We start from the raw sequence: 19,512 nt of genomic DNA, 5'->3' as shown, positions 1-19,512 counted from the left end.
GCTCACACCACCTCGAACACAAACGTCTTCACCAGCGCCTCCGGATCGCCGATGGCATAGCAGCGGAACCACGGGCTCTGCTCGACCGGGCGCCATTTCCCCGTCTGCGTCAGCTCATCGAACACCGCTTGGAAGCCGCCGCTCTCGAACACCTGGTCGCGCACGGTGAAGATTGCATGACCGCCGGGCTTCGTGATGCGCACCAGCTCGTGCAGACCGGAGGCCGGTGCATGGCCGATGGTGAAGACCCCGGTCGAGAAGAAGGCGCGGAAATGCCGGTCGGGCCAAGGCAGCGGGCCGCCGAGCATCGCCTTCTTCAGCTCGCTATAGGCCGGCTTGCCACCGGCCTGGCGGCTGCCGGCGAGCTTCAACATATCGCCGGAAAGGTCGAGCCCGGCGATGTCGCCATAGCCCAGCGCCTTCAGCGACGGACCCGACAGGCCGGTGCCGCAGCCGGCGTCGAGCAGTGGGCCTTCGCCCGCCGGCACATGCCGCGCTACCCAGGCGGTGATCAGGAACGGCAGGAGGTAGCCCAGTGAGGCGGTCTCGCTGTCATAGGTCGCGGCCCAGTCGGCATAGGCCTTGGTGAGCCCTTCCGGCGAGTCGGCCGAATAGACGGAGTCCAGCGCCGCGTTGGCCTTGTCGAAATTCATGGGCACCTCCTCCGCGATGATCAGCGGAGGGATCGTAGCGCGGACTTTTGTCGCCGGCTATTCCCCGTGTTGCCGGCGCAGGCGCTGCTCCAGCGCCCGCAGCGCCAGCGACAGGCCGACGGTCAGGATGAGGTAAATATAGGCGACGATCGAATAGGTTTCGAAGAAGCGAAACGAGCCCGCGGCATAGACCTTGCCCATCTGGGTGATGTCGGCGACGCCGAGCACGGAGACCAAGGAAGAATCCTTGACCATGGCGACGAAGTCGTTGCCGAGCGGCGGCAGGATCATGCGGATCGCCTGCGGGAACACGATCAGCCGGAAGCGCTGCGCCCGGCCGAGCCCGAGCGCCTTGGCGGCTTCGATCTGGCCTTTCTCGACCGACTGGATGCCGGCGCGGAACACTTCCGAGATGAAGGCCGAATAGCCGATGGTCAGCGCCATGATGGCGCGCCAAAGCAGCGATACGTCGCGCACCAGCAATTCGCCGATCAGCCCGGCGCTCTGCAACGGCGCGGTCAGCACATTCCAGGCGGCGACGAAGGCCGGCGCGCCGGCGAAGGCGATCCAGAACAACAGCACCAGGATCGGCACGCCGCGGATGATCTCGACATAGAAACGCGCGATCTGGCGCAGCCACTGCGATCCCGACAGCGCCATGAGCGCGATGCCGAGCCCGAGCGCCGAGGCCAGCGCGAAAGCCACCGCGGTGACGAAGACGGTGATGCCGATGCCCTTGGCGACGGTGGCGAAGACCTCCGCATAGAGATCGCTGGACGCGATGGCGAGGGCGGCAGCCAGTGCGAGGACGGCCGCGGCGGCCAGCCACCAGGGGAATTCGGGTTTGGCGGATGTCGTGGCAGACATTTAAGGGGCGGCGCGGGCAAGACAGTTACGGAGGCAGCGTTTCTTCGCGCCCCCCTCTGCCTTGCCAGGCATCTCCCCCACAAGGGGGGAGATCGAATATCGCACCGGCCTTCGCCAATCACCATCGATGCAAGGATGGGCGAAGCGCCAAAGCTGCCAATCTCCCCCCTTGTGGGGGAGATGTCCGGCAGGACAGAGGGGGGCGCGGAGGAATGAGGCTTTCGCGGCTCTCCGCCCGTAACCGTTGCGCATCGCACGCACCAAAATAGAACCCTACTGTCCCATCTTGTAGTCGAGGAACCACTTCTTGTTGAGCTTGTCGAACGTGCCGTCGGCCTTGAGCGACGCGATCGCGGCGTTGACTGGCTTCACCAGGTCCGAGCCCTTGGGGAAGATGAAGCCGAAATCCTCGGTGCCGAGCGGGCCGCCGATCAGCTTCAGCTTGCCTTCGGAAGCATCGACATAGCCCTTGCCGGCGGTGCCGTCGGTCAAGACGACATCGACGTCGCCCGCCTTCAGCGCCTGCACGGTCGCGCCGAAGGTCTCGAACAGCTTGATGCGCGGGTTCTGCTCGTTGCCGTCGAGCACGCTGTAGACGGCGGTGTAGAAGGGCGTGGTGCCGGGCTGGGCGCCGATCAGCCCATCCTTGAAGGCGCCGAAGCTCTTGGCGTCGGTGAAGCGGCTTTCGTCGCCGCGCACCAGCATGAACTGCTCCGAGCGCATATAGGGATCGGAGAAGTCGACCTTCTCCTTGCGGTCGTCCTTGATGGTGATGCCGGTCATGCCGATGTTGTACTGGTTGTCCGAAACCGCCTGGATCATCGCGTCCCAGGAGGTGTTCTGGTACTCGACCTTGAAGTTCAGCCGCTTGGCGATCTCGTCCATCGCGTCATATTCCCAGCCGATCTGCTTGCCGGTCTTCTTGTCGATGAACTGCAGCGGCGGATAAGCGTTTTCCGTCACCACCACGACCTTCTTGCCGCCGAGGTCGGGCAGATTGTCGGCGAGCGCGGCGACAGGCGCGAGAAGGCAGGCCACCATGGCGGCCAGCAGCAATTTCGACTTGGTCATGACAAATCTCCGAAGGTGCGACCGCGCTGCAATTTCGCGGCCTGAGAAAATCCGGCGCCGACTTTAGAGCAATTCCAGGAAAAGTGTGAAGCGGTTTTCCGTCCGGAATTGCGTAAAAACAAAGAGATAGAGCTTGCCGCAAGCGCCTTGCAAGCCGATCCGCTGCGACGTTGCGCACCAGAGGCAAATGCAATGCTCTATGGGAACGGTTTTGAGGATGGCCGTTGCTGTGATCAGGCCTGATCGGCCGTTGCCTCGCGCAACCCGGCGACCAGGCGCGTCAGCGTGCCGTGCAGGGCTTTGAGCTCGGCCCGCTCCAGCGGCATGCCGCAGCTTAAGCCTTCCTGCACGTCCTTCATCTTCGCCCGCAGCGCCTCGCCCTTCGCGGTCGGCTCGACCAGCACCCGGCGTTCGTCGGCGGCGTCGCGCCGGCGCGTGACGAGGCCGCCCGCTTCCATGCGCTTGATGAGCGGCGTCAGCGTCGCCGAATCGAGGCCGAGTGCCGCGCCGAGCTCGCCGATCGTGCTCGGCGAATGCTGCCACAGCGCCAGCATCGCCAGATATTGCGGATAGGTGAGGCCGAGCGGATCGAGCAGAGGCCGGTAGAGCTTGGTCATCAACCCGCTTGCCGAATAAAGTGCAAAGCAGAGCTGCTGGTCGAGGCGCGGCACCTCGATTACCCCGGCGTCCTGCGCCGGGGCTGGCTTGGTGATGGTTTCGGTTTTCGTCGTCATGCGGCCTTTGCCGGAAGCGTCGTAGTGGACAGCGCCACGTCGATATTGCCCCGGATGGCGTTGGAATAGGGGCAGACCTTGTGCGCTTCCGATACAAGCGCCTCTGCGCTCGCCTGATCAAGCCCCTTGATCTCGGCCGCCAGCGCGACGCCGAGGCGGAAGCCGCCCTGGTCGTTCGGATAAAGGCTGACCGTGGATGTAATCGAAGCGTCTTCGAGCGGCAGCTTCTGCTGGCGGGCGATGAAGCGCACCGCGCTCTCGAAGCAAGCCGCATAGCCGACCGCGAAAAGCTGCTCCGGATTGGTGGCGCCGCCCTTGCCGCCGAGTTCCTTCGGCATCGCAAGGTCGACCTTGAGCAGGCCGTCGCTGGTTTCGCCGTGACCGTTGCGGCCGCCGCTGACGCGGGCCTGGGCGGTGTAGAATGCTGACATTTTCGATCTCCATTTATTTGTACACGATTATTTAGTGTACAAGATAATTGGATGTCAACAATGTCGGCGCGGTTTTCCTGCGGCAATCGATCACAGCTCGGTGAAAAACGAAAAAGGCGGCCGAAGCCGCCTTTCCGGAAACTGTTTCGCAGAAGCCTTATTCGGCCGAAGCAGCCTCGGCGGCGGCCTTCTTCTCGGCGGCTTCCTTGGCGGCCGTCTCGGCGGCCAGCGCCTGGGCGGCGGCGACCTTCTCGGCCTCGATGCGGGCGCGCTCGGCGTTCAGCGCATCACGCTCTTCGTCGTTCAGCTTGCGGGCGCGCACGCCGGTGTTTTCCGAAATGCGGGCCGACTTGCCGCGACGGTCGCGCAGGTAATAGAGCTTGGCGCGGCGCACCTTGCCGCGGCGCACGATCTCGACGCCCTCGACCATCGGCGAGTAGACCGGGAAAACGCGCTCGACGCCTTCGCCGTAGGAAATCTTGCGGACGGTGAAATTCTCCTGGAAGCCGGAGCCGGAGCGGGCGATGACGACGCCCTCATAGGCCTGGACGCGGGTGCGGCTGCCTTCGGTGACGCGCACCTGGACGCGCACGGTGTCGCCCGGCTGGAATTCGGGCAGCTTGCGCTTGGCTTCGATCTTGGCGGCCTGTTCGGCCTCGAGCTGACGGATGAGATCCATCTCAAATATCCACTTCTTGTTCTTCCGACAGCCAGAGCGTCCTCGGCTCGCCTTGCAGTGCCAACGACCGCTCGGCTATGCCCTTTGTCGAAACATCGGGCAGGGACGGCTACACCGCCATTTGTTGACGGGTCCAGAAGATCGTTCTTCCGGTTCGGGCGGCGACATACAGCTATTTCGGCGCTTTGTCACGTCCAAATGCATGTCGCCCAGAAGTGTGCGCGGTTCTGGGACGACGATATGCATCGAAAAAGAACTTTAAGGCATATTTTTTGGGCTCCTGGTACCATCTTATTGCCTTGTGCCGGGTTGCGCGAGCGCGCCAAGCTTTCTAAGCCGGGAACGTGTATTCCCGGGCCTTCCCTCCATGACGTTCTCCGATGCCGTCCTGCTTTTCCTCGCGGGCTTTGCCTCCGGCGCCGCCAATGCGGTCGCCGGCGGCGGCACTTTCCTCACCTTCGGCGCCATGACGCTGGTCGGCCTGCCGCCGATCGTCGCCAACGCCACCTCCTCGGTGACGCAGCTGCCGGGCTACATCACCTCGACTCTCGCCTATTGGACCGATATCCGCCACTTCTGGCGCGGCGCCCTGATGCTTTGCCTGATTTCCGCACTGGGCGCGCTGGCCGGCTCACTCATCCTCCTCGCGCTCTCCAATCCGTCCTTCCGCGCCCTCGTGCCCTGGCTGCTCATCGCCGCGACCGCGCTATTCGCCGCCGGACCGTGGCTGAAGCCGGCGGCGGGGCCGGAGCACCAGGCCTCGGTCGGGTCGCTCGCCGGTTCGATCGCGCAATTCGCGACGGCGGTCTATGGCGGCTTCTTCGGCGCCGGAATGGGGGTAATGATGCTGGCCACCCTCGGCCTGACGCAAGCCGGCGATTACCACCGGCTCAATGCGTTGAAGAACATGTTGTCCATCGTGATCGCGGTCGTCGCCATCCTGGTCTTCGTTTCCGGGGGCGTCGTCGCCTGGCCGCAGGCGATCGTCATGATCCCGGGCGTGGCGCTCGGCGGCTATGCCGGCGTGTGGATCGCCAAGCGCGTGCCGCAAGGCGTGGTGCGCGGCTTCGTTGTCGCCGTCGGCCTGCTTCTGGCCTTCTACTATTTCACCAAGGGCTGAGGCGAACCGCCAAGCAAGTCAGGCCGCCGTTCCCGCGTCAGCTTCACCGCCTCCGCCCGCCGCCATTCGGCAATCTTCTTATGGTTGCCGGAGATCAGCACGTCTGGGATTTGCCTGCCCTCGAACTCCTGCGGCCGCGTGTAGTGCGGATGCTCGAGCAGGCCGTTCTCGAAACTTTCTTCCTCGCCCGACGCCGCATTGCCCATGACGCCAGGCAGGAGCCGCACGACGGCGTCGAGCAGCACAAGCGCCGCCGGCTCGCCGCCCGACAGGATGAAGTCGCCGACGGAAACTTCCTCTAATCCCCGCGCGTCGATCACCCGCTGGTCGACGCCTTCGAAACGTCCGCACAGGATGACCGCGCCAGGCCCCGCGGCAAGCTCGCGCACGCGGGCCTGCGTTAGCGTTTTTCCGCGCGGGCTCATCAGCAGCCTTGGGCGCTCATCGCCCGGCGGCGAAGCGTGGTCGATGGCGCGCGCCAGCACGTCGGCGCGCATCACCATGCCGGCGCCGCCGCCGGCCGGCGTGTCGTCGACGGTACGGTGCCTGTCGGTGGCGAAGTCGCGGATCTGGATCGCCTCCAGTGACCATGTGCCCGCCTCCAGCGCCCGTCCCGCCAGCGACAGGCCGAGCGCGCCCGGAAACATCTCCGGATAGAGCGTCAGCACGGAGGCGGCAAAGCTCACCGGTTGCCCCCGGCATCCTTCGGTCCGCGCGGCCTGCCCTTCGGGTCGAAGCCGGACCGGCCAGGTGCTTCACCATCGTCCTCATCTTCGACAAGGCCGGCCGCCAGCGGATCGACCTCGACGAAACCGTCGGCAATCGCGACATGCGGCACCGCTGCCTGCGTGAACGGGATCAGCACGCCCTTGCGGCCGGCAAGCGTGACATCGAGTATGTCGCCGCCGCCGAAATTATGCACGGCGACGACCTTGCCGATGACGCCGGTGTCGTCCCGAACGTCGAGGCCGATGAGGTCGGCATGATAGAACTCGTCCTCCTCGCCGTCGTCGGGCAGCACCGAGCGGTCGACGAAAAGCTCGGTACCGGCCAAAGCCTCGGCGGCATTGCGGTCGTTGACGCCCTTGAAACGCACGACAACAACAGTCCCGGCAGGCCTGATATCGGTAATATGGAAGGCGCGGCCATCCTTGGCGAAGAGCGTGCCGTAATCGGCCAGCGCCAGCGGGTCGCCGGTGAAAGTCTTCACCCTGAGTTCGCCCTTGATGCCGTGCGCGGCACCGATGACGGCCATCTGTACGGGGTTTTCGAGCTTCGACATGGCGGCACTTCCTTTGCCTTGCTCTAGCCCTCTGACGCCATCATTTCAATGAGCCCTCTTCACCGCTTCCTAACCTCGACACCCGACAATGCCGCCATGCAGGAATTCCTCATCCCGGCAAGACCCGATCTCCAGGCGGCGCGCGAGACCTGGCTGAAGACACTGGCGCATGAGCGCCGGCTGTCGCCGGAGACGGTCGAGGCCTATGAGCGTGACACGCGTCAGTTCCTGCATTTCCTGACCGGACATTGCGGCGGCCCGCCCGGCATTTCCGACATAGCCGACCTGCGCCCGGCCGATCTGCGCGGCTTCCTCGCCAAGCGCCGCAGTGACGGCGCAGGCGCCCGCACGCTGGGGCGCGGTCTTGCCGGCATCCGCTCGCTGCTGCGCTTTCTCGAAAAACGCGGCCTCGTCAATGCTGCGGGCGCCATCGCTCTGCGCGCGCCGCGCCAGCCGAAATCGCTGCCCAAGCCGCTGACGGCAAGCGACGCCAGAAAGGTCGTGGCGATGGAGGGCCAACTCGCCGAGGAACCCTGGATCGCCGCCCGCAATGCCGCCGTGCTGACGCTGCTCTATGGCTCCGGCCTGCGCATCTCCGAAGCGCTCAGCCTGACGGGCGCCGATCTGGCGACGGAAGCCGACACCGTGCTGCGCGTCACTGGCAAGGGCGGCAAGACGCGGCTGGTGCCGGTGCTGCCGGTGGCCCGCAAGGCGGTGGTGGAATACCGTCGGCTCTGTCCCTTCCACATCGGTCCCGACGGCCTTTTGTTCCGCGGCGCCCGCGGCGGCCCGCTCAACCCCGCCATCATCCAGCGCGAGATGGCGAAGCTGCGCTCGGCGCTGAACCTGCCCGACACGGCAACGCCGCATGCCCTGCGCCACTCCTTCGCCACCCATCTGCTCGGCCGCGGCGGCGACCTGCGCACCATCCAGGAACTGCTCGGCCACGCTAGCCTGTCGACGACCCAGATCTACACCGGCGTCGACACCGCGAGACTGCTCGACATCTACGAGAAGGCGCATCCCCGCGCCTGAGCCGGGCGGCAACGAAAACTTCACCCCGTCGATTAACCGTTTTGCCGCTTTTCAGCGCTAAGACGCTTCCCATGAAACGCGTCATCGCCATTGCCGACCGCGCGGCCCTTGTCTCGTTGAAGCTGCTTGCGGCGCTCAACCTGCTGTTTTTCCTGTCCTTCCTGGTCGTTCTGCTGCTCGCAAGCCGGGCGCATGCCGAAGCGCCGAATTGCGCCGGCACCGATCTGTTGACCGCGCTGGAAAAGAACGATCCGGCCGCCTTCCAGAAGGTCGAGGCCGAAGCGGCGGCCGTACCCAACGGCAAGGGCCTGCTGTGGAAGCTGGAGAAGCCGGGCGAGAAACCGTCCTATCTGTTCGGCACCATGCACATGACCGACACGCGCGTCACCACGCTGCCGGCCGCCGCGCAGAAAGCCTATGACGGCGCCGGCACCGTCGTCATCGAAACCACCGATGCGATGGACAAGGCCAAGATGATGGCCGCGATGGCCAACGAACCCGGCCTGATGATGTTCACCGACAACACCACCCTGTCGTCGCTGCTGTCGCCGGACGATGCGGCGGCGCTGAACAAGGGACTCGACGCCCGCGGCATCCCGCCGGCGACGGTCGCCAAGATGAAGCCGTGGATCTTGTCGGCCATGATGGCACTGCCGGCCTGCGAGGTGGCGCGCCAGTCCGCCGGCGAACCCGTGCTGGACGTCAAGCTCGCTTCGGATGCCAAGGCCTCGGGCAAGGACGTCGAAGGGCTCGAGACCGCCGTTGGCCAGCTGCGCGCGATGGCCTCGCTGCCGCTCGAATTCCATATGAAGAGCCTGGTCGAGACCATGAAGCTCGGCGACAAGGTCAATGACGTCAACGAAACGATGATCGTGCTCTACCAGCGCGGCGAGGTCGGCATGTTCTGGCCGCTGTTCAAGGCGGTGCTGCCCGAGACCGCCGATGACCAGGCCGGCTATGCCGCCTTCGAGCAGACCATGATCACCAGCCGCAACAAGGTGATGGCCGCGAACGCGATGCCGATTCTGGCCAAGGGCAACGTCTTCATGGCCGTCGGCGCCATGCATCTGCCCGGTCCGGAAGGACTGGTCGAGGATTTTCGCAAGGCAGGGTATAGTGTTACCGCCGTCAACTGAGTCGTCTGGCGGCTGGCGGACCTGAAAACGCCGGTTTTTCAGCGCTTTCCGTCCGTTTGCGTGAAACCCGATGCGGGATCAGCGCGTTGATGGCTGTTATTTTGATGACTTTCATCCAAGGAGGACACGTTTCATGGCGAACCCTAACGACCCCTTCACCCCTTCGAGCCCGCCTCCCAGGTCGGGTGGCGGCGGCAGCGGGTGGCTGATCGCCCTTGTTGTCATTATCCTGGCCATTGTTGCGTATTATGTCTTTGGCAGAAGCGGCGGCGAGCATGCCCCGGCCCCGGCTGAGCCGCCGGCCGCCAGCACGCCAGCTCCGGCGCCTGCAACGCCTGCTCCGGCTCCAGAGCCGGCACCCGCTCCGGCTCCGGCGCCAGCTCCTGCACCCGCCCCTGCGCCAGCCCCGGCACCGGCTCAGTAAATTGGGCTTGCAGCTTGAAACCGAACGGCCCGCCGAAAGGCGGGCCGTTTTGTTTTGTGCCGCTGTCTCCACTTTCGGAAAACGCCGTCGCACTATCCGGAATTGCTCTGGAGCATGATGCCGAAAAGCGTGAACCGGTGAATTCGGCTCGATACGACCTGAATTCAGCCGCTTCTATTCATCCGGCATGGGACTGGCCGGCCAGGGCAGCCGATGGCGCAGCTCTTCGACCAGGACCCGTTCATTCTCCGAATAGTCGATCGGAACGACGACGAGATTGACGCCGCCCGCGGCAAAGGCCTGCTCCAGGGCCGGTCTCAGCTCGGCGATGGCACCTACCCTGGCGCCCTTGGCGCCATAGGCTTCGGCATAGCGGACGAAATCGGGATTCCCGAAGGTCATGCCGAAATCGGGAAAGTCGTCGACCGCCTGCTTCCAGCGGATCATGCCGTAGGCATGGTCCTCGATGATCAGGACCACGAGGTTGAGCTTCAGCCTGACGGCGGTTTCCAGCTCCTGGCTGTTCATCATGAAGCCGCCATCGCCGCAAACCGCCATGACGCGGCGTTCTGGAAAAAGCATCGCCGCCGTCATCGCCGACGGCAGGCCGGCGCCCATCGTGGCCAGCGCATTGTCGAGCAGCAGCGTGTTGGCGACGCGCGTGCGGTAGTTGCGCGCGAACCAGATCTTGTACATGCCGTTGTCGAGCGCCAGGATGCCGTCGGCCGGCATGACCGCGCGCACGTCATGCACCAGGCGCTGCGGCGTGAAGCGGTCCTCGGTGTCGCGCGCCGCGATGCGGCTCAATATCCCCTCGCGTAGCGGCAGCAGTGCCTGTGCGTTGGGAATGCTGCCTTCTAGGCGGTCGGCCAACAGCCTGAGCGACGCGCCGATATCGCCGATCACCTCGGTTTGCGGGAAATAGACCTGTTCGACAGTGGCCGGCTGGTAGCCGACATGGATGACCTTCGGACCGTCGGCGCCCATGATGAAGGGCGGCTTCTCGACCGTGTCGTGGCCGATCGTGATGATGAGATCCGCCCGCTCGATCGCCTCGTGCACATAGTCGCGCTCGGACAGCGCGGCCGTGCCCATATAGAGCTCGGTCCCGCCCGGCACCGTCCCCTTGCCCATCTGGGTGGTGAAATAAGGAATGCCGGTCCGCAGAACGAACTGGGCGAGGTCCGAGGTCGAGCGCGGCCGCGAGGCAGCGGCGCCCATCATCGCCAGCGGCCGCTCGGCCTCGATGATCATCTTGGCGGCGCGGTCGAGCGCAAGCGGGCTCGCCAGCGGCAGCTCGACCGGGTGCGGCGGAATCGGCGCCACCGCGTCGCATTCCTCCGCCGCGATGTCTTCGGGCAGCTCCAGATGCACCGGTCCCGGACGCTCCTCGCCGGCCACACGGAAAGCCTCGCGCACCACGCCCGGGATCATCCTGGGCGAAACGATCTGACGCGACAGCTTGGTCAGGGGTTTCATCGCCGCGACGACGTCGACGATCTGGAACCGGGCCTGCCTGGAGGACCTGACGCCCTTTTGTCCGGTGATCATGACCATGGGCATGGCCCCGAGCAGCGCGTAAGCCGCGCCTGTGGTCAGGTTCAAGGCGCCCGGGCCAAGTGTGGTGATGCAGACGCCGGGCCTGCCGGTGAGCCGGCCGTGAGTGGCGGCCATGAACGCGGCCGCTTGCTCATGACGGGTCAGGATCAGCTCGATCGAGGATTTGCGAATGGATTCGACGACGTCGAGATTCTCCTCGCCCGGTATGCCGAAGATGCGGTCCACGCCTTCATTCTCGAGGGCGGCAACAAGCAGATCGGAGCCTTTGGACACGCGGTATCTCCCTAGAGCATGTCTCCCGAAAGTGGGAACCGGTTTCGGGATAAAGACATGCGTCGAACCAGGAACCTAAAGCGCATGGAGCGAATCTGAAAGATCGCAACGCGTTTTAGGCGAACCTTGCGAGATGAGCCTCACCGAACGCTGACGCGCGTATTCGGGATGACGCCCTAGATATGAATGGGCTTGAAGAAGGTTGCCAGCGCCGCTTCCTTCACCGCCTCCGACATAGTCGGATGCGCGTGGCAGGTGCGGGCGAGGTCTTCCGAGGAACCGCCGAATTCCATCAGCACCGCGGCCTCGTGGATCATCTCGCCGGCCCCGAAGCCGACGATGTGGACGCCGAGCACGCGGTCGCTGGCCTTGTCGGCCAGGATCTTCACGAAGCCGTCGGTGTGGAGCATGGCGCGCGCGCGGCCATTGGCGCTGAACGGGAATTTGCCGACCTTGTAGTCGATGCCGGCCTTCTTCAACTCCTCCTCGGTCTTGCCGACCGAGGCGATCTCCGGGCTGGTGTAGACGACGCTCGGGATGACGTCGTAGTTCACATGGCCGGCCTGGCCGGCGATCGTCTCGGCCACCGCGACGCCCTCGTCCTCGGCCTTGTGCGCCAGCATCGGCCCGGCGATCACGTCGCCGATGGCATAGATGCCGGGGACATTGGTCCTGAGATGCCCGTCGGTCTTGACCCGGCCGCGCTCGTCCATCTCCACGCCGGCTTCCTTCAGCCCCAGGCTGTCGGCATAGGGGCGGCGTCCGGTGGCGACCAGCACCACGTCCGCCTCGATCGTCTCAGCGGCACCGCCCTTGACCGGCTCGAAGGTCACGGTCGCGCCCTTCTTGGCCTTGGCCACACCCGTGACCTTGGCCCCTAGCCTGAACTCGAAACCCTGCTTGGTGAGCAGCCGCTGGAACTGCTTCGATACCTCACCGTCCATGCCGCCCAGGATGTTGTCGAGGAACTCGACGACCGTGACCTTGGCGCCCAGCCTTGCCCACACCGAGCCGAGCTCCAGCCCGATGACACCGCCCCCGACCACCACGAGACGCTCCGGCACCTTGGCCAGCGACAGCGCGCCGGTGGAGGACACGATCACCTTCTCGTCGAAATCGACCTTGACGCCCGGAATGCCGGCGACATCCGAGCCCGTGGCGATGACGATATTCCGAGTCTCGATCTCCTCGACCTTGCCGTCCTCGCCGGTCACCGAAAGCTTGCCGGCGCCGCCGATCTTGCCGGTGCCGCGGAAGGAATCGATCTTGTTCTTCTTGAACAGGAAGGCGACGCCGTTGACGTTGGACGCCACCGTCATGTCCTTATGCGCCATCATCTTCTTGAGATTGAGCTTCGGCGCCGGTATCTCGACGCCCAGCGTATCGAAGGCATGGCCAGCCTCGGCGAACATCTCGGAGGCGTGGAGCAGCGCCTTCGACGGGATGCAGCCGATGTTGAGGCAGGTGCCGCCGAAGGTGGCGTTCTTCTCGACCACCGCCGTCTTCAGCCCGAGCTGCGCCGCCTTGATGGCGCAGACATAGCCGCCCGGTCCCGATCCGATGATTACGACGTCATAAGCCATGATAGAATCCTTCTTATCCGGCCTTTAGCGGCCGCCGCTCACATTCAGGATCGCGCCCGTTATATAGGAGGCCGCGTCCGACAGAAGATAGAGAACCGCGCTGGCGACTTCGTCCGCCGTGCCGGCGCGTTTCATCGGCAGCATATCCTGCATCCGCGCCACGCGGTCCGGCTGCCCGCCCGAGGCATGGATTTCGGTCTCGGTGATGCCGGGGCTGACGGCATTGACGCGAATTCCTTCGAGCGCGACTTCACGCGCGAGCCCGATCGTCAGCGTATCGATCGCGCCCTTGGAGGCGGCGTAGTCGACATATTCGCCCGGCGAGCCGAGCCTGGCCGCAGCGGACGAGATGTTGACGATGGCCCCACCCTTGCCGCCATGCCGCGTCGACATGCGCTTCACTGCTTCACGCGCGCACAGGAACGAGCCGACGACGTTGATGCGCATCATGCGCTCCAGTCGCTCGACACTCATCTCGTCGACCCGCGCCTTGAGATCGACGATGCCGGCATTGTTGACGAAGGCGTCGAGCCGGCCGAAGGCCCGGTCCACCGCTTCGAACATCGCTAGGACATCGGTCTCGTTGCCGACATCGCCCTTGACCGCTAAGGCATCGCCGCCAGTCGATTTTAGCTCGGCAACCAGCGCGTCTGCCGCGACCTGGTTGGAGACAAAATTCACCGCCACCCGGTAGCCGGCACGGTTCGCCTGCCGGCATATGGCGGCACCAATGCCGCGGCTGCCGCCGGTGACCAGCAGTGTTTTCTTGTCCGCACTCATTCCTGGCAGCCTTTCAGCACGAAGATGTCCCACGGCACCTTGGAGAAGCCGGCGGGACCGTAAGCCGCCGACATCTCCAGCGACGGCCCGAGATCGGGAAAGATCAGGCTCTTCGGCGCGTCGACGCCCTCGGCCGGGAGCAGGCCGACGCCACCCTTCTCGTCCGCGCTGTAGATGACCCCCTCCCAGACCGTGCAGGCGGCAAGCTCCTCGCCGGTGACATCGCCTGTCGGGCATTTGTACATCAGCGAGCCATGCGGTCGTGCTGCGCTGCCCTCCGTCCACATGGCGATGCCGTCGAGCACGACATTGTTGTCGAGGATCATGCGGAAGGCGTTGGTGACCGTCGCCGAGCTGCCGGCCGGGGTGAAGTCGATCTCGGCGCCACTCCGGGCCTCGCCATAGACGGCGAGCTGAATCGGGCATGCGGCCTGGGCTGCGGAAGCCACGAGAGTCACGCCGGCTGCGAGGGCGACCGGTTTCGCGGCACCGAGCAGACGGGCTTTCATTCGCCGCTCCGGCCGCGAGCCGTCATGAGCCACCTTTAGAGATCGAGCACCAGGCGCTCGGGATCCTCCAGGCTTTCCTTGACGCGCACCAGGAAGGTCACGGCTTCCTTGCCGTCGACGATGCGGTGGTCGTAGCTGAGCGCCAGATACATCATCGGGCGGATGACGATCTGGCCGCCGACCACCATCGGCCGGTCCTGTATCTTGTGCATGCCGAGAATGCCCGATTGCGGCGCATTCAGGATCGGCGTTGACATCAGCGACCCGTAGACGCCGCCATTGGAGATGGTGAAGGTGCCGCCCTGCATGTCCGCGACCGAGAGCTTGCCGTCGCGCGCGGCGAGGCCGAGGCGTCCGATCTCCTTTTCGATCTCGGCGATCGACATCTGGTCGGCGTCGCGCACCACCGGCACCACCAGGCCCTTGTCGGTGCCGACGGCGACGCCGACATGGGCGAAGTTCTTGTAGATGATGTCGGTGCCGTCGATCTCGGCATTGACCGCCGGGATCTCCTTCAACGCATGCGTCACCGCCTTGGTGAAGAAGCCCATGAAGCCGAGCTTCACGCCATGCTTCTTCTCGAACACGTCCTTGTACTTGGCCCTGAGCGCCATCACCGCGCTCATATCCACCTCGTTGAAGGTGGTGAGCATGGCTGCGGTCGACTGCGCCTCCTTCAAGCGGCGCGCGATGGTCTGGCGCAGCTTGGTCATGCGCACGCGCTCCTCGCGCGGCGCATCCTCGGCCGAGGACGGCGCGCGGGCAACGGCAGGCGCGGGTGCCGCCTTCGGCGTCTCGGCAGGCTGCGAGGGCGCGCCCTTGGCGATGGCGTCGAGCACGTCGCCCTTCAGCACCTGGCCACGCTTGCCCGAACCGGAGAGCTGGTCGACCGAGAGGTTGTTCTCAGCGATCAGCTTGGCCGCGGCCGGCGCCGGCGGCATGGTGCGCGGCTCGATAGGGCCGGCGTCGCCGGCGACCTTGGCGGTCTCGGCGGCGGCCTGCTTGACCGAGGACGCGGCGTCCGGGCTGGAAGCCTGGGCCACCGCCTGCGGCTTCGTGGCCGGGGCCGCGCCGCCCGCCGAAATCGAGCCGAGCAGCGCGCCGACATTGACCGTCTCGCCTTCCTTGACGGTGATCTCGGAGAGCGTCCCGGCGCCCGCGGCGGGCACTTCCACCGTCACCTTGTCGGTTTCGAGCTCGACCAGGGGCTCATCGGCGGCGATCGCGTCGCCGACCTTCTTGAACCACTTGCCGACGGTCGCCTCGGTGACGGATTCACCCAGAGTGGGGACGCGGATTTCGGTAGCCATTGTGCCTGTCCGTTCTCTTGTCTTCTTGAGGTCTGTTTCGTCCGGTTATTCGCCGAGAGCGTCGTCGAGCAGCGCGGCGAGCTGGCTGAGATGCTTCGACATCAGGCCGGTTGCCGGCGAGGCCGAGGCTGGCCGCCCGGTGTAGCGCACCCGCTGATGCTTGGCGTCGATATGCGCCAGCACCCATTCGAGATAGGGGTCGATGAACGACCAGGCGCCCATATTCTTGGGCTCCTCCTGGCACCACACCATCTCGGCATTGCGGAAACGCGACAGCTCGGTGATCAGCGCCTTGGCCGGGAACGGATAGAGCTGTTCGACGCGCAGCAGATAAATGTCGTTGATGCCGCGCTTCTCGCGCTCCTCATAGAGGTCGTAATAGACCTTGCCCGAGCACAGCACGACACGGCGGATCTTGGAGTCCTTCACCAGCTTGATCGGCTGGTCGGCCAAGAGCTGCGCATCGTCCCACAGCAGCCGGTGGAACGAGCTCTCGCCCGAAATCTCCGACAGCGTCGACACCGCCCGCTTGTGACGCAGCAGCGACTTCGGCGTCATCAGGATTAGCGGCTTGCGGAAGTCGCGCTTCAACTGCCGGCGCAGGATGTGGAAATAATTGGCCGGCGTGGTGACGTTGGCGACCTGCATGTTGTCTTCCGCGCAGAGCTGCAGGAAGCGCTCGAGGCGGGCGGATGAATGCTCCGGCCCCTGGCCCTCATAGCCATGCGGCAGCAGGCAGACGAGGCCCGACATTCTGAGCCACTTGCGCTCGCCCGACGAGATGAACTGGTCGAACACCACCTGGGCGCCGTTGGCAAAATCGCCGAACTGCGCTTCCCAGAGCGTCAGCGCCTTCGGCTCGGCCAGGCTGTAGCCATATTCGAAGCCCAGCACCGCCTCTTCCGACAGCATCGAGTTGATGACTTCGTAGCCGGCCTGCGCCGCCGAGAGGTTGTTGAGCGGGATGTAGCGGGTCTCGTCGCGCTGGTCGTAAAGCACCGAATGGCGCTGCGAGAAGGTGCCGCGCTCCGAATCCTGGCCCGACAGGCGGATCGGATTGCCGTCGAGCAGGATGGCGCCGAAGGCCAGCGCCTCGGCCGTCGACCAGTCGATGCCTTCGCCGGATTCGATCGCCTGGCGGCGGTTCTCGAGGAAGCGCAGGATCGTCTTGTGCGCCTCGAAATCCTTCGGCACCTCGGTCAGCTTCTTGCCGATCTCCTTCAACGTGCGCACCGGCACGGCTGTCTTGCCGCGCCGTTGTTCATCCTGGTTGTCGGCGGTGCGCAGGCCAGACCACGCGCCATCCAGCCAGTCGGCCTTGTTGGGCTTGTAGCTCTGGCCGACTTCCCATTCGGCTTCCAGATGCGCGCGCCAGTCGGCCCGCATCTTGTCGACCTCGGCCTGGGTGACGTGGCCTTCCGCGATCAGCCGGTCGGCATAGATCTGCACCACCGTCTTGTGGGTGCGGATGTTGCGATACATGATCGGCTGGGTGAAGGCCGGCTCGTCGCCCTCATTGTGGCCGAAGCGGCGATAGCAGAACATGTCCACGACCACCGGCTTGTGGAACTTCATGCGGAACTCGGTCGCGACCTTCGCGGCGTGCACCACGGCTTCCGGATCGTCGCCATTGACGTGGAAGATCGGCGCCTCGATCATCTTGGCCACATCCGACGGATAGGGCGAGGAGCGCGAGAAGCGCGGATTGGTGGTGAAGCCGATCTGGTTGTTGATGATGACGTGCAGCGTGCCGGCGACGCGATGGCCGCGCAGGCCCGAAAGGCCGAGGATTTCGGCGATCACGCCCTGGCCGGCGAAGGCGGCGTCGCCATGGAGAAGCAGCGGCATCACCTTGGCGCGCTCCGACAGCGGCACGACCTCGCCACGCTCGCGGCCGGAAAGCTGGTCCTGCTTGGCGCGCGCCTTGCCCATCACCACCGGATCGACGATTTCCAGATGCGAGGGATTGGCCGTCAGCGACAGATGCACCTTGTTGCCGTCGAACTCGCGGTCCGACGAGGCGCCGAGATGGTACTTCACGTCGCCCGAGCCCTCGACCTCGTCCGGGGCGGCGGAGCCGCCCTTGAATTCGTGGAAGATGGCGCGGTGGGGCTTGGCCATCACCTGGGAAAGCACGTTGAGGCGGCCGCGATGCGCCATGCCGAGCACGATTTCCTTGAGGCCGAGTTGGCCGCCGCGCTTGACGATCTGCTCCAGCGCCGGGATCAGCGACTCGCCGCCGTCGAGGCCGAAGCGCTTGGTGCCCTTGTACTTGACGTCGATATACTGCTCGAACCCCTCGGCCTCGATCAGCTTGGACAGGATCGCCTTCTTGCCGGTGGCAGTGAAGGTGATCTCCTTATCGGCGCCTTCGATGCGCGCCTGGATCCAGGCCTTCTCTTCCGGGTCGGAGATGTGCATGAACTCGACGCCAAGGGTCGAGCAATAGGTGCGGGTCAGGATGTCCAGCATCTGCCGGATGGTGCCGAATTCCAGGCCCAGCACATTGTCGAGGAAGATCGGCCGGTCGTAATCGGCTTCGGTAAAACCGTAATTCTCCGGCGACAGCTCGTTGTAGTCCTCGAGCGGCTTGGCGATGCCGAGCGGATCAAGATTGGCGTGCAGATGGCCGCGCATGCGGTAGGCGCGGATCATCATGATGGCGCGCACCGAATCGCGCGTCGCCTGATGCACATCGGCGTCGGAAAGCACGGCGCCGTTGACGACCGCCTTTTCCTTCACCTTTTTTTCGATCGCCTTTTCGACCAGGCCCCAATTGCCGTCGAGCGCCGAGACCAGCTCGCCATTGGCCGTCATCGGCCAAGAGGGTTTTGCCCAGGAGGCGCCCTTGGCGTTCTTGCGGACGTCGCCCGCGTCGTCCTTCAGCGCCGCGAAGAAATCCTGCCACTCCGGGTCGACCGAAGCCGGATCGTCCTCATAGGCGGCGTAGAGCGCGTCGATGTAGTCGGCGTTGCCGCCATAGAGGAATGAGGTGAGCGAGAATTGGTCGTTGGCCTGATCTTGTCTTGCCATTTTCGTCTGCGGAGCCTGGCTCCGTCTCCTTAGTTGGAGGGGAGTAGGGGAGTAAGGCAGTAGGGGAGTAGGGCTGTCCGGCGCCTGTCTTTCCCTACTGCCCTACTCCCTTACTCCCCTACTCCCTTAACCTTTGATCGCCTCGACCAGCGTCGTGCCGAGCCGCGCCGGCGACGGCGAAACCTTGATGCCGGCCGATTCCATCGCCGCGATCTTGTCTTCCGCGCCGCCCTTGCCGCCCGAGATCACCGCGCCCGCATGGCCCATGGTGCGCCCGGCCGGCGCCGTGCGCCCGGCGATGAAGCCCGCCATCGGTTTCTTGCGGCCGCGCTTGGCTTCGTCCTTGAGGAACTGCGCGGCGTCTTCCTCGGCCGAGCCGCCGATCTCGCCGATCATGATGATCGACTTGGTCTCGTCGTCGGCGAGGAACATCTCCAGCACATCGATGAACTCGGTGCCCTTGACCGGGTCGCCGCCGATGCCAACCGCCGTTGTCTGGCCGAGGCCGACATTGGTGGTCTGGAAGACTGCCTCATAGGTAAGTGTTCCCGAGCGCGAAACAACGCCCACCGAGCCCTTGCGGAAGATGTTGCCGGGCATGATGCCGATCTTGCACTCGTCGGGCGTCAGCACGCCAGGGCAGTTCGGGCCGATCAGCCGCGAAGTGGAGCGGTCGAGCCGCGCCTTGACCTTGACCATGTCCATCACCGGGATGCCCTCGGTGATGCAGACGATGAGCGGGATCTCGGCCTCGATCGCCTCGATGATGGCTTCACCGGCGCCCGCCGGCGGCACATAGATGACCGAGGCGTTTGCGCCGGTCCTTGCCTTGCCCTCGGCCACCGTGGCGAAGATCGGCAGGGTCTCACCCTTCGAGCCCGTCCAGGTCTCGCCGCCCTTCTTGGGATGAATGCCGCCCACCATCTTGGTGCCGTGATAGGCCAGCGCCTGCTCGGTGTGGAACGTGCCGGTCTTGCCGGTCAGACCCTGAACCAGCACCTTGGTATTCTTGTCGACGAGAATGGACATCGC

Annotated in this window: 18 protein-coding genes; 3 read left to right on the top strand and 15 right to left on the bottom strand. The window is 65.0% G+C overall.

Translation table 11 applies throughout. The annotated features are described in order from the left end of the window. Nucleotides 1–2 precede the first annotated feature (2 nt). The 6 genes from E5X34_RS17980 to rplS all read right to left on the bottom strand — a co-directional run bounded on the left by E5X34_RS17980 (nucleotide 3) and on the right by rplS (nucleotide 4,435). Nucleotides 3–653, bottom strand: coding sequence for a class I SAM-dependent methyltransferase (locus E5X34_RS17980; protein ID WP_292567375.1), 651 nt, complete (start codon nucleotides 651–653; stop codon nucleotides 3–5). A 57-nt stretch (nucleotides 654–710) separates the two neighbouring features. Continuing rightward, complete coding sequence (locus tag E5X34_RS17975) at nucleotides 711–1,520, bottom strand: amino acid ABC transporter permease (RefSeq protein WP_292567372.1); 810 nt, start codon at nucleotides 1,518–1,520, stop codon at nucleotides 711–713. A gap of 273 nt (nucleotides 1,521–1,793) precedes the next feature. Beyond that, nucleotides 1,794–2,591: a transporter substrate-binding domain-containing protein gene (locus E5X34_RS17970; protein WP_126063671.1), complete on the bottom strand. Its 798-nt coding sequence runs from the start codon at nucleotides 2,589–2,591 to the stop codon at nucleotides 1,794–1,796. Between the two features lie 233 nt (nucleotides 2,592–2,824). Continuing rightward, on the bottom strand, nucleotides 2,825–3,325 hold the full coding sequence (locus E5X34_RS17965) for a MarR family winged helix-turn-helix transcriptional regulator (protein ID WP_292567369.1): 501 nt from the start codon (nucleotides 3,323–3,325) through the stop codon (nucleotides 2,825–2,827). After that, a complete protein-coding gene (locus tag E5X34_RS17960; RefSeq protein WP_292567366.1) occupies nucleotides 3,322–3,756 on the bottom strand; it encodes an organic hydroperoxide resistance protein in 435 nt (144 codons plus the stop codon). Before E5X34_RS17960 ends, E5X34_RS17965 begins: the two co-directional genes overlap by 4 nt. 157 nt (nucleotides 3,757–3,913) lie before the next feature. Next, nucleotides 3,914–4,435, bottom strand: a complete 522-nt coding sequence (gene rplS, locus E5X34_RS17955) for a 50S ribosomal protein L19 (protein ID WP_042645484.1) — start codon at nucleotides 4,433–4,435, stop codon at nucleotides 3,914–3,916. A 367-nt stretch (nucleotides 4,436–4,802) separates the two neighbouring features. Here rplS and E5X34_RS17950 point away from each other — a divergent pair, with 367 nt between their 5' ends. After that, nucleotides 4,803–5,555: a sulfite exporter TauE/SafE family protein gene (locus tag E5X34_RS17950; RefSeq protein WP_292567363.1), complete on the top strand. Its 753-nt coding sequence runs from the start codon at nucleotides 4,803–4,805 to the stop codon at nucleotides 5,553–5,555. Here E5X34_RS17950 and trmD read toward each other — a convergent pair. Next, nucleotides 5,537–6,241, bottom strand: coding sequence for a tRNA (guanosine(37)-N1)-methyltransferase TrmD (gene trmD, locus E5X34_RS17945; protein ID WP_292567361.1), 705 nt, complete (start codon nucleotides 6,239–6,241; stop codon nucleotides 5,537–5,539). The two genes, E5X34_RS17950 and trmD, sit on opposite strands and share 19 nt — an antisense overlap. Further along, a complete protein-coding gene (gene rimM / locus E5X34_RS17940; protein ID WP_292567358.1) occupies nucleotides 6,238–6,837 on the bottom strand; it encodes a ribosome maturation factor RimM in 600 nt (199 codons plus the stop codon). Before rimM ends, trmD begins: the two co-directional genes overlap by 4 nt. A gap of 96 nt (nucleotides 6,838–6,933) precedes the next feature. On the opposite strand from rimM, the gene E5X34_RS17935 reads away from it, so the two are divergent. Further along, complete coding sequence (locus tag E5X34_RS17935) at nucleotides 6,934–7,872, top strand: tyrosine recombinase XerC (protein WP_292567512.1); 939 nt, start codon at nucleotides 6,934–6,936, stop codon at nucleotides 7,870–7,872. A 71-nt stretch (nucleotides 7,873–7,943) separates the two neighbouring features. Then, on the top strand, nucleotides 7,944–9,008 hold the full coding sequence (locus tag E5X34_RS17930) for a TraB/GumN family protein (RefSeq protein ID WP_292567355.1): 1,065 nt from the start codon (nucleotides 7,944–7,946) through the stop codon (nucleotides 9,006–9,008). 598 nt (nucleotides 9,009–9,606) lie between these two features. Here the strand turns inward: E5X34_RS17930 and E5X34_RS17925 are convergent. The 7 genes from E5X34_RS17925 to sucD form a co-directional block, all read right to left on the bottom strand. Then, nucleotides 9,607–11,265, bottom strand: a complete 1,659-nt coding sequence (locus E5X34_RS17925) for an acetolactate synthase large subunit (RefSeq protein ID WP_292567353.1) — start codon at nucleotides 11,263–11,265, stop codon at nucleotides 9,607–9,609. 176 nt (nucleotides 11,266–11,441) lie between these two features. Continuing rightward, nucleotides 11,442–12,848, bottom strand: coding sequence for a dihydrolipoyl dehydrogenase (gene lpdA, locus E5X34_RS17920; RefSeq protein ID WP_292567350.1), 1,407 nt, complete (start codon nucleotides 12,846–12,848; stop codon nucleotides 11,442–11,444). 24 nt (nucleotides 12,849–12,872) lie between these two features. After that, the gene (locus E5X34_RS17915) at nucleotides 12,873–13,628 is read right to left on the bottom strand and encodes an SDR family oxidoreductase (protein ID WP_292567348.1); all 756 of its coding nucleotides are present in this window, start codon (nucleotides 13,626–13,628) and stop codon (nucleotides 12,873–12,875) included. Further along, nucleotides 13,625–14,137, bottom strand: a complete 513-nt coding sequence (locus tag E5X34_RS17910) for a hypothetical protein (protein WP_292567345.1) — start codon at nucleotides 14,135–14,137, stop codon at nucleotides 13,625–13,627. Before E5X34_RS17910 ends, E5X34_RS17915 begins: the two co-directional genes overlap by 4 nt. A gap of 35 nt (nucleotides 14,138–14,172) precedes the next feature. Then, nucleotides 14,173–15,447: a 2-oxoglutarate dehydrogenase complex dihydrolipoyllysine-residue succinyltransferase gene (gene odhB, locus E5X34_RS17905; protein ID WP_292567343.1), complete on the bottom strand. Its 1,275-nt coding sequence runs from the start codon at nucleotides 15,445–15,447 to the stop codon at nucleotides 14,173–14,175. Nucleotides 15,448–15,492: 45 nt separating this feature from the next. Next, nucleotides 15,493–18,480, bottom strand: a complete 2,988-nt coding sequence (locus tag E5X34_RS17900) for a 2-oxoglutarate dehydrogenase E1 component (protein WP_292567341.1) — start codon at nucleotides 18,478–18,480, stop codon at nucleotides 15,493–15,495. A 126-nt stretch (nucleotides 18,481–18,606) separates the two neighbouring features. Beyond that, entirely contained in the window at nucleotides 18,607–19,509 is a 903-nt protein-coding gene (gene sucD / locus E5X34_RS17895; protein WP_042645467.1) for a succinate--CoA ligase subunit alpha, read from the bottom strand. Between the last annotated feature and the right edge of the window lie 3 nt (nucleotides 19,510–19,512).

The organism is Mesorhizobium sp. (assembly GCF_004963255.1).
Classification (GTDB): domain Bacteria; phylum Pseudomonadota; class Alphaproteobacteria; order Rhizobiales; family Rhizobiaceae; genus Mesorhizobium.
Note: the sequence above shows the minus strand (reverse complement) of the source record. Positions and strands in the feature narration are given on the sequence as shown.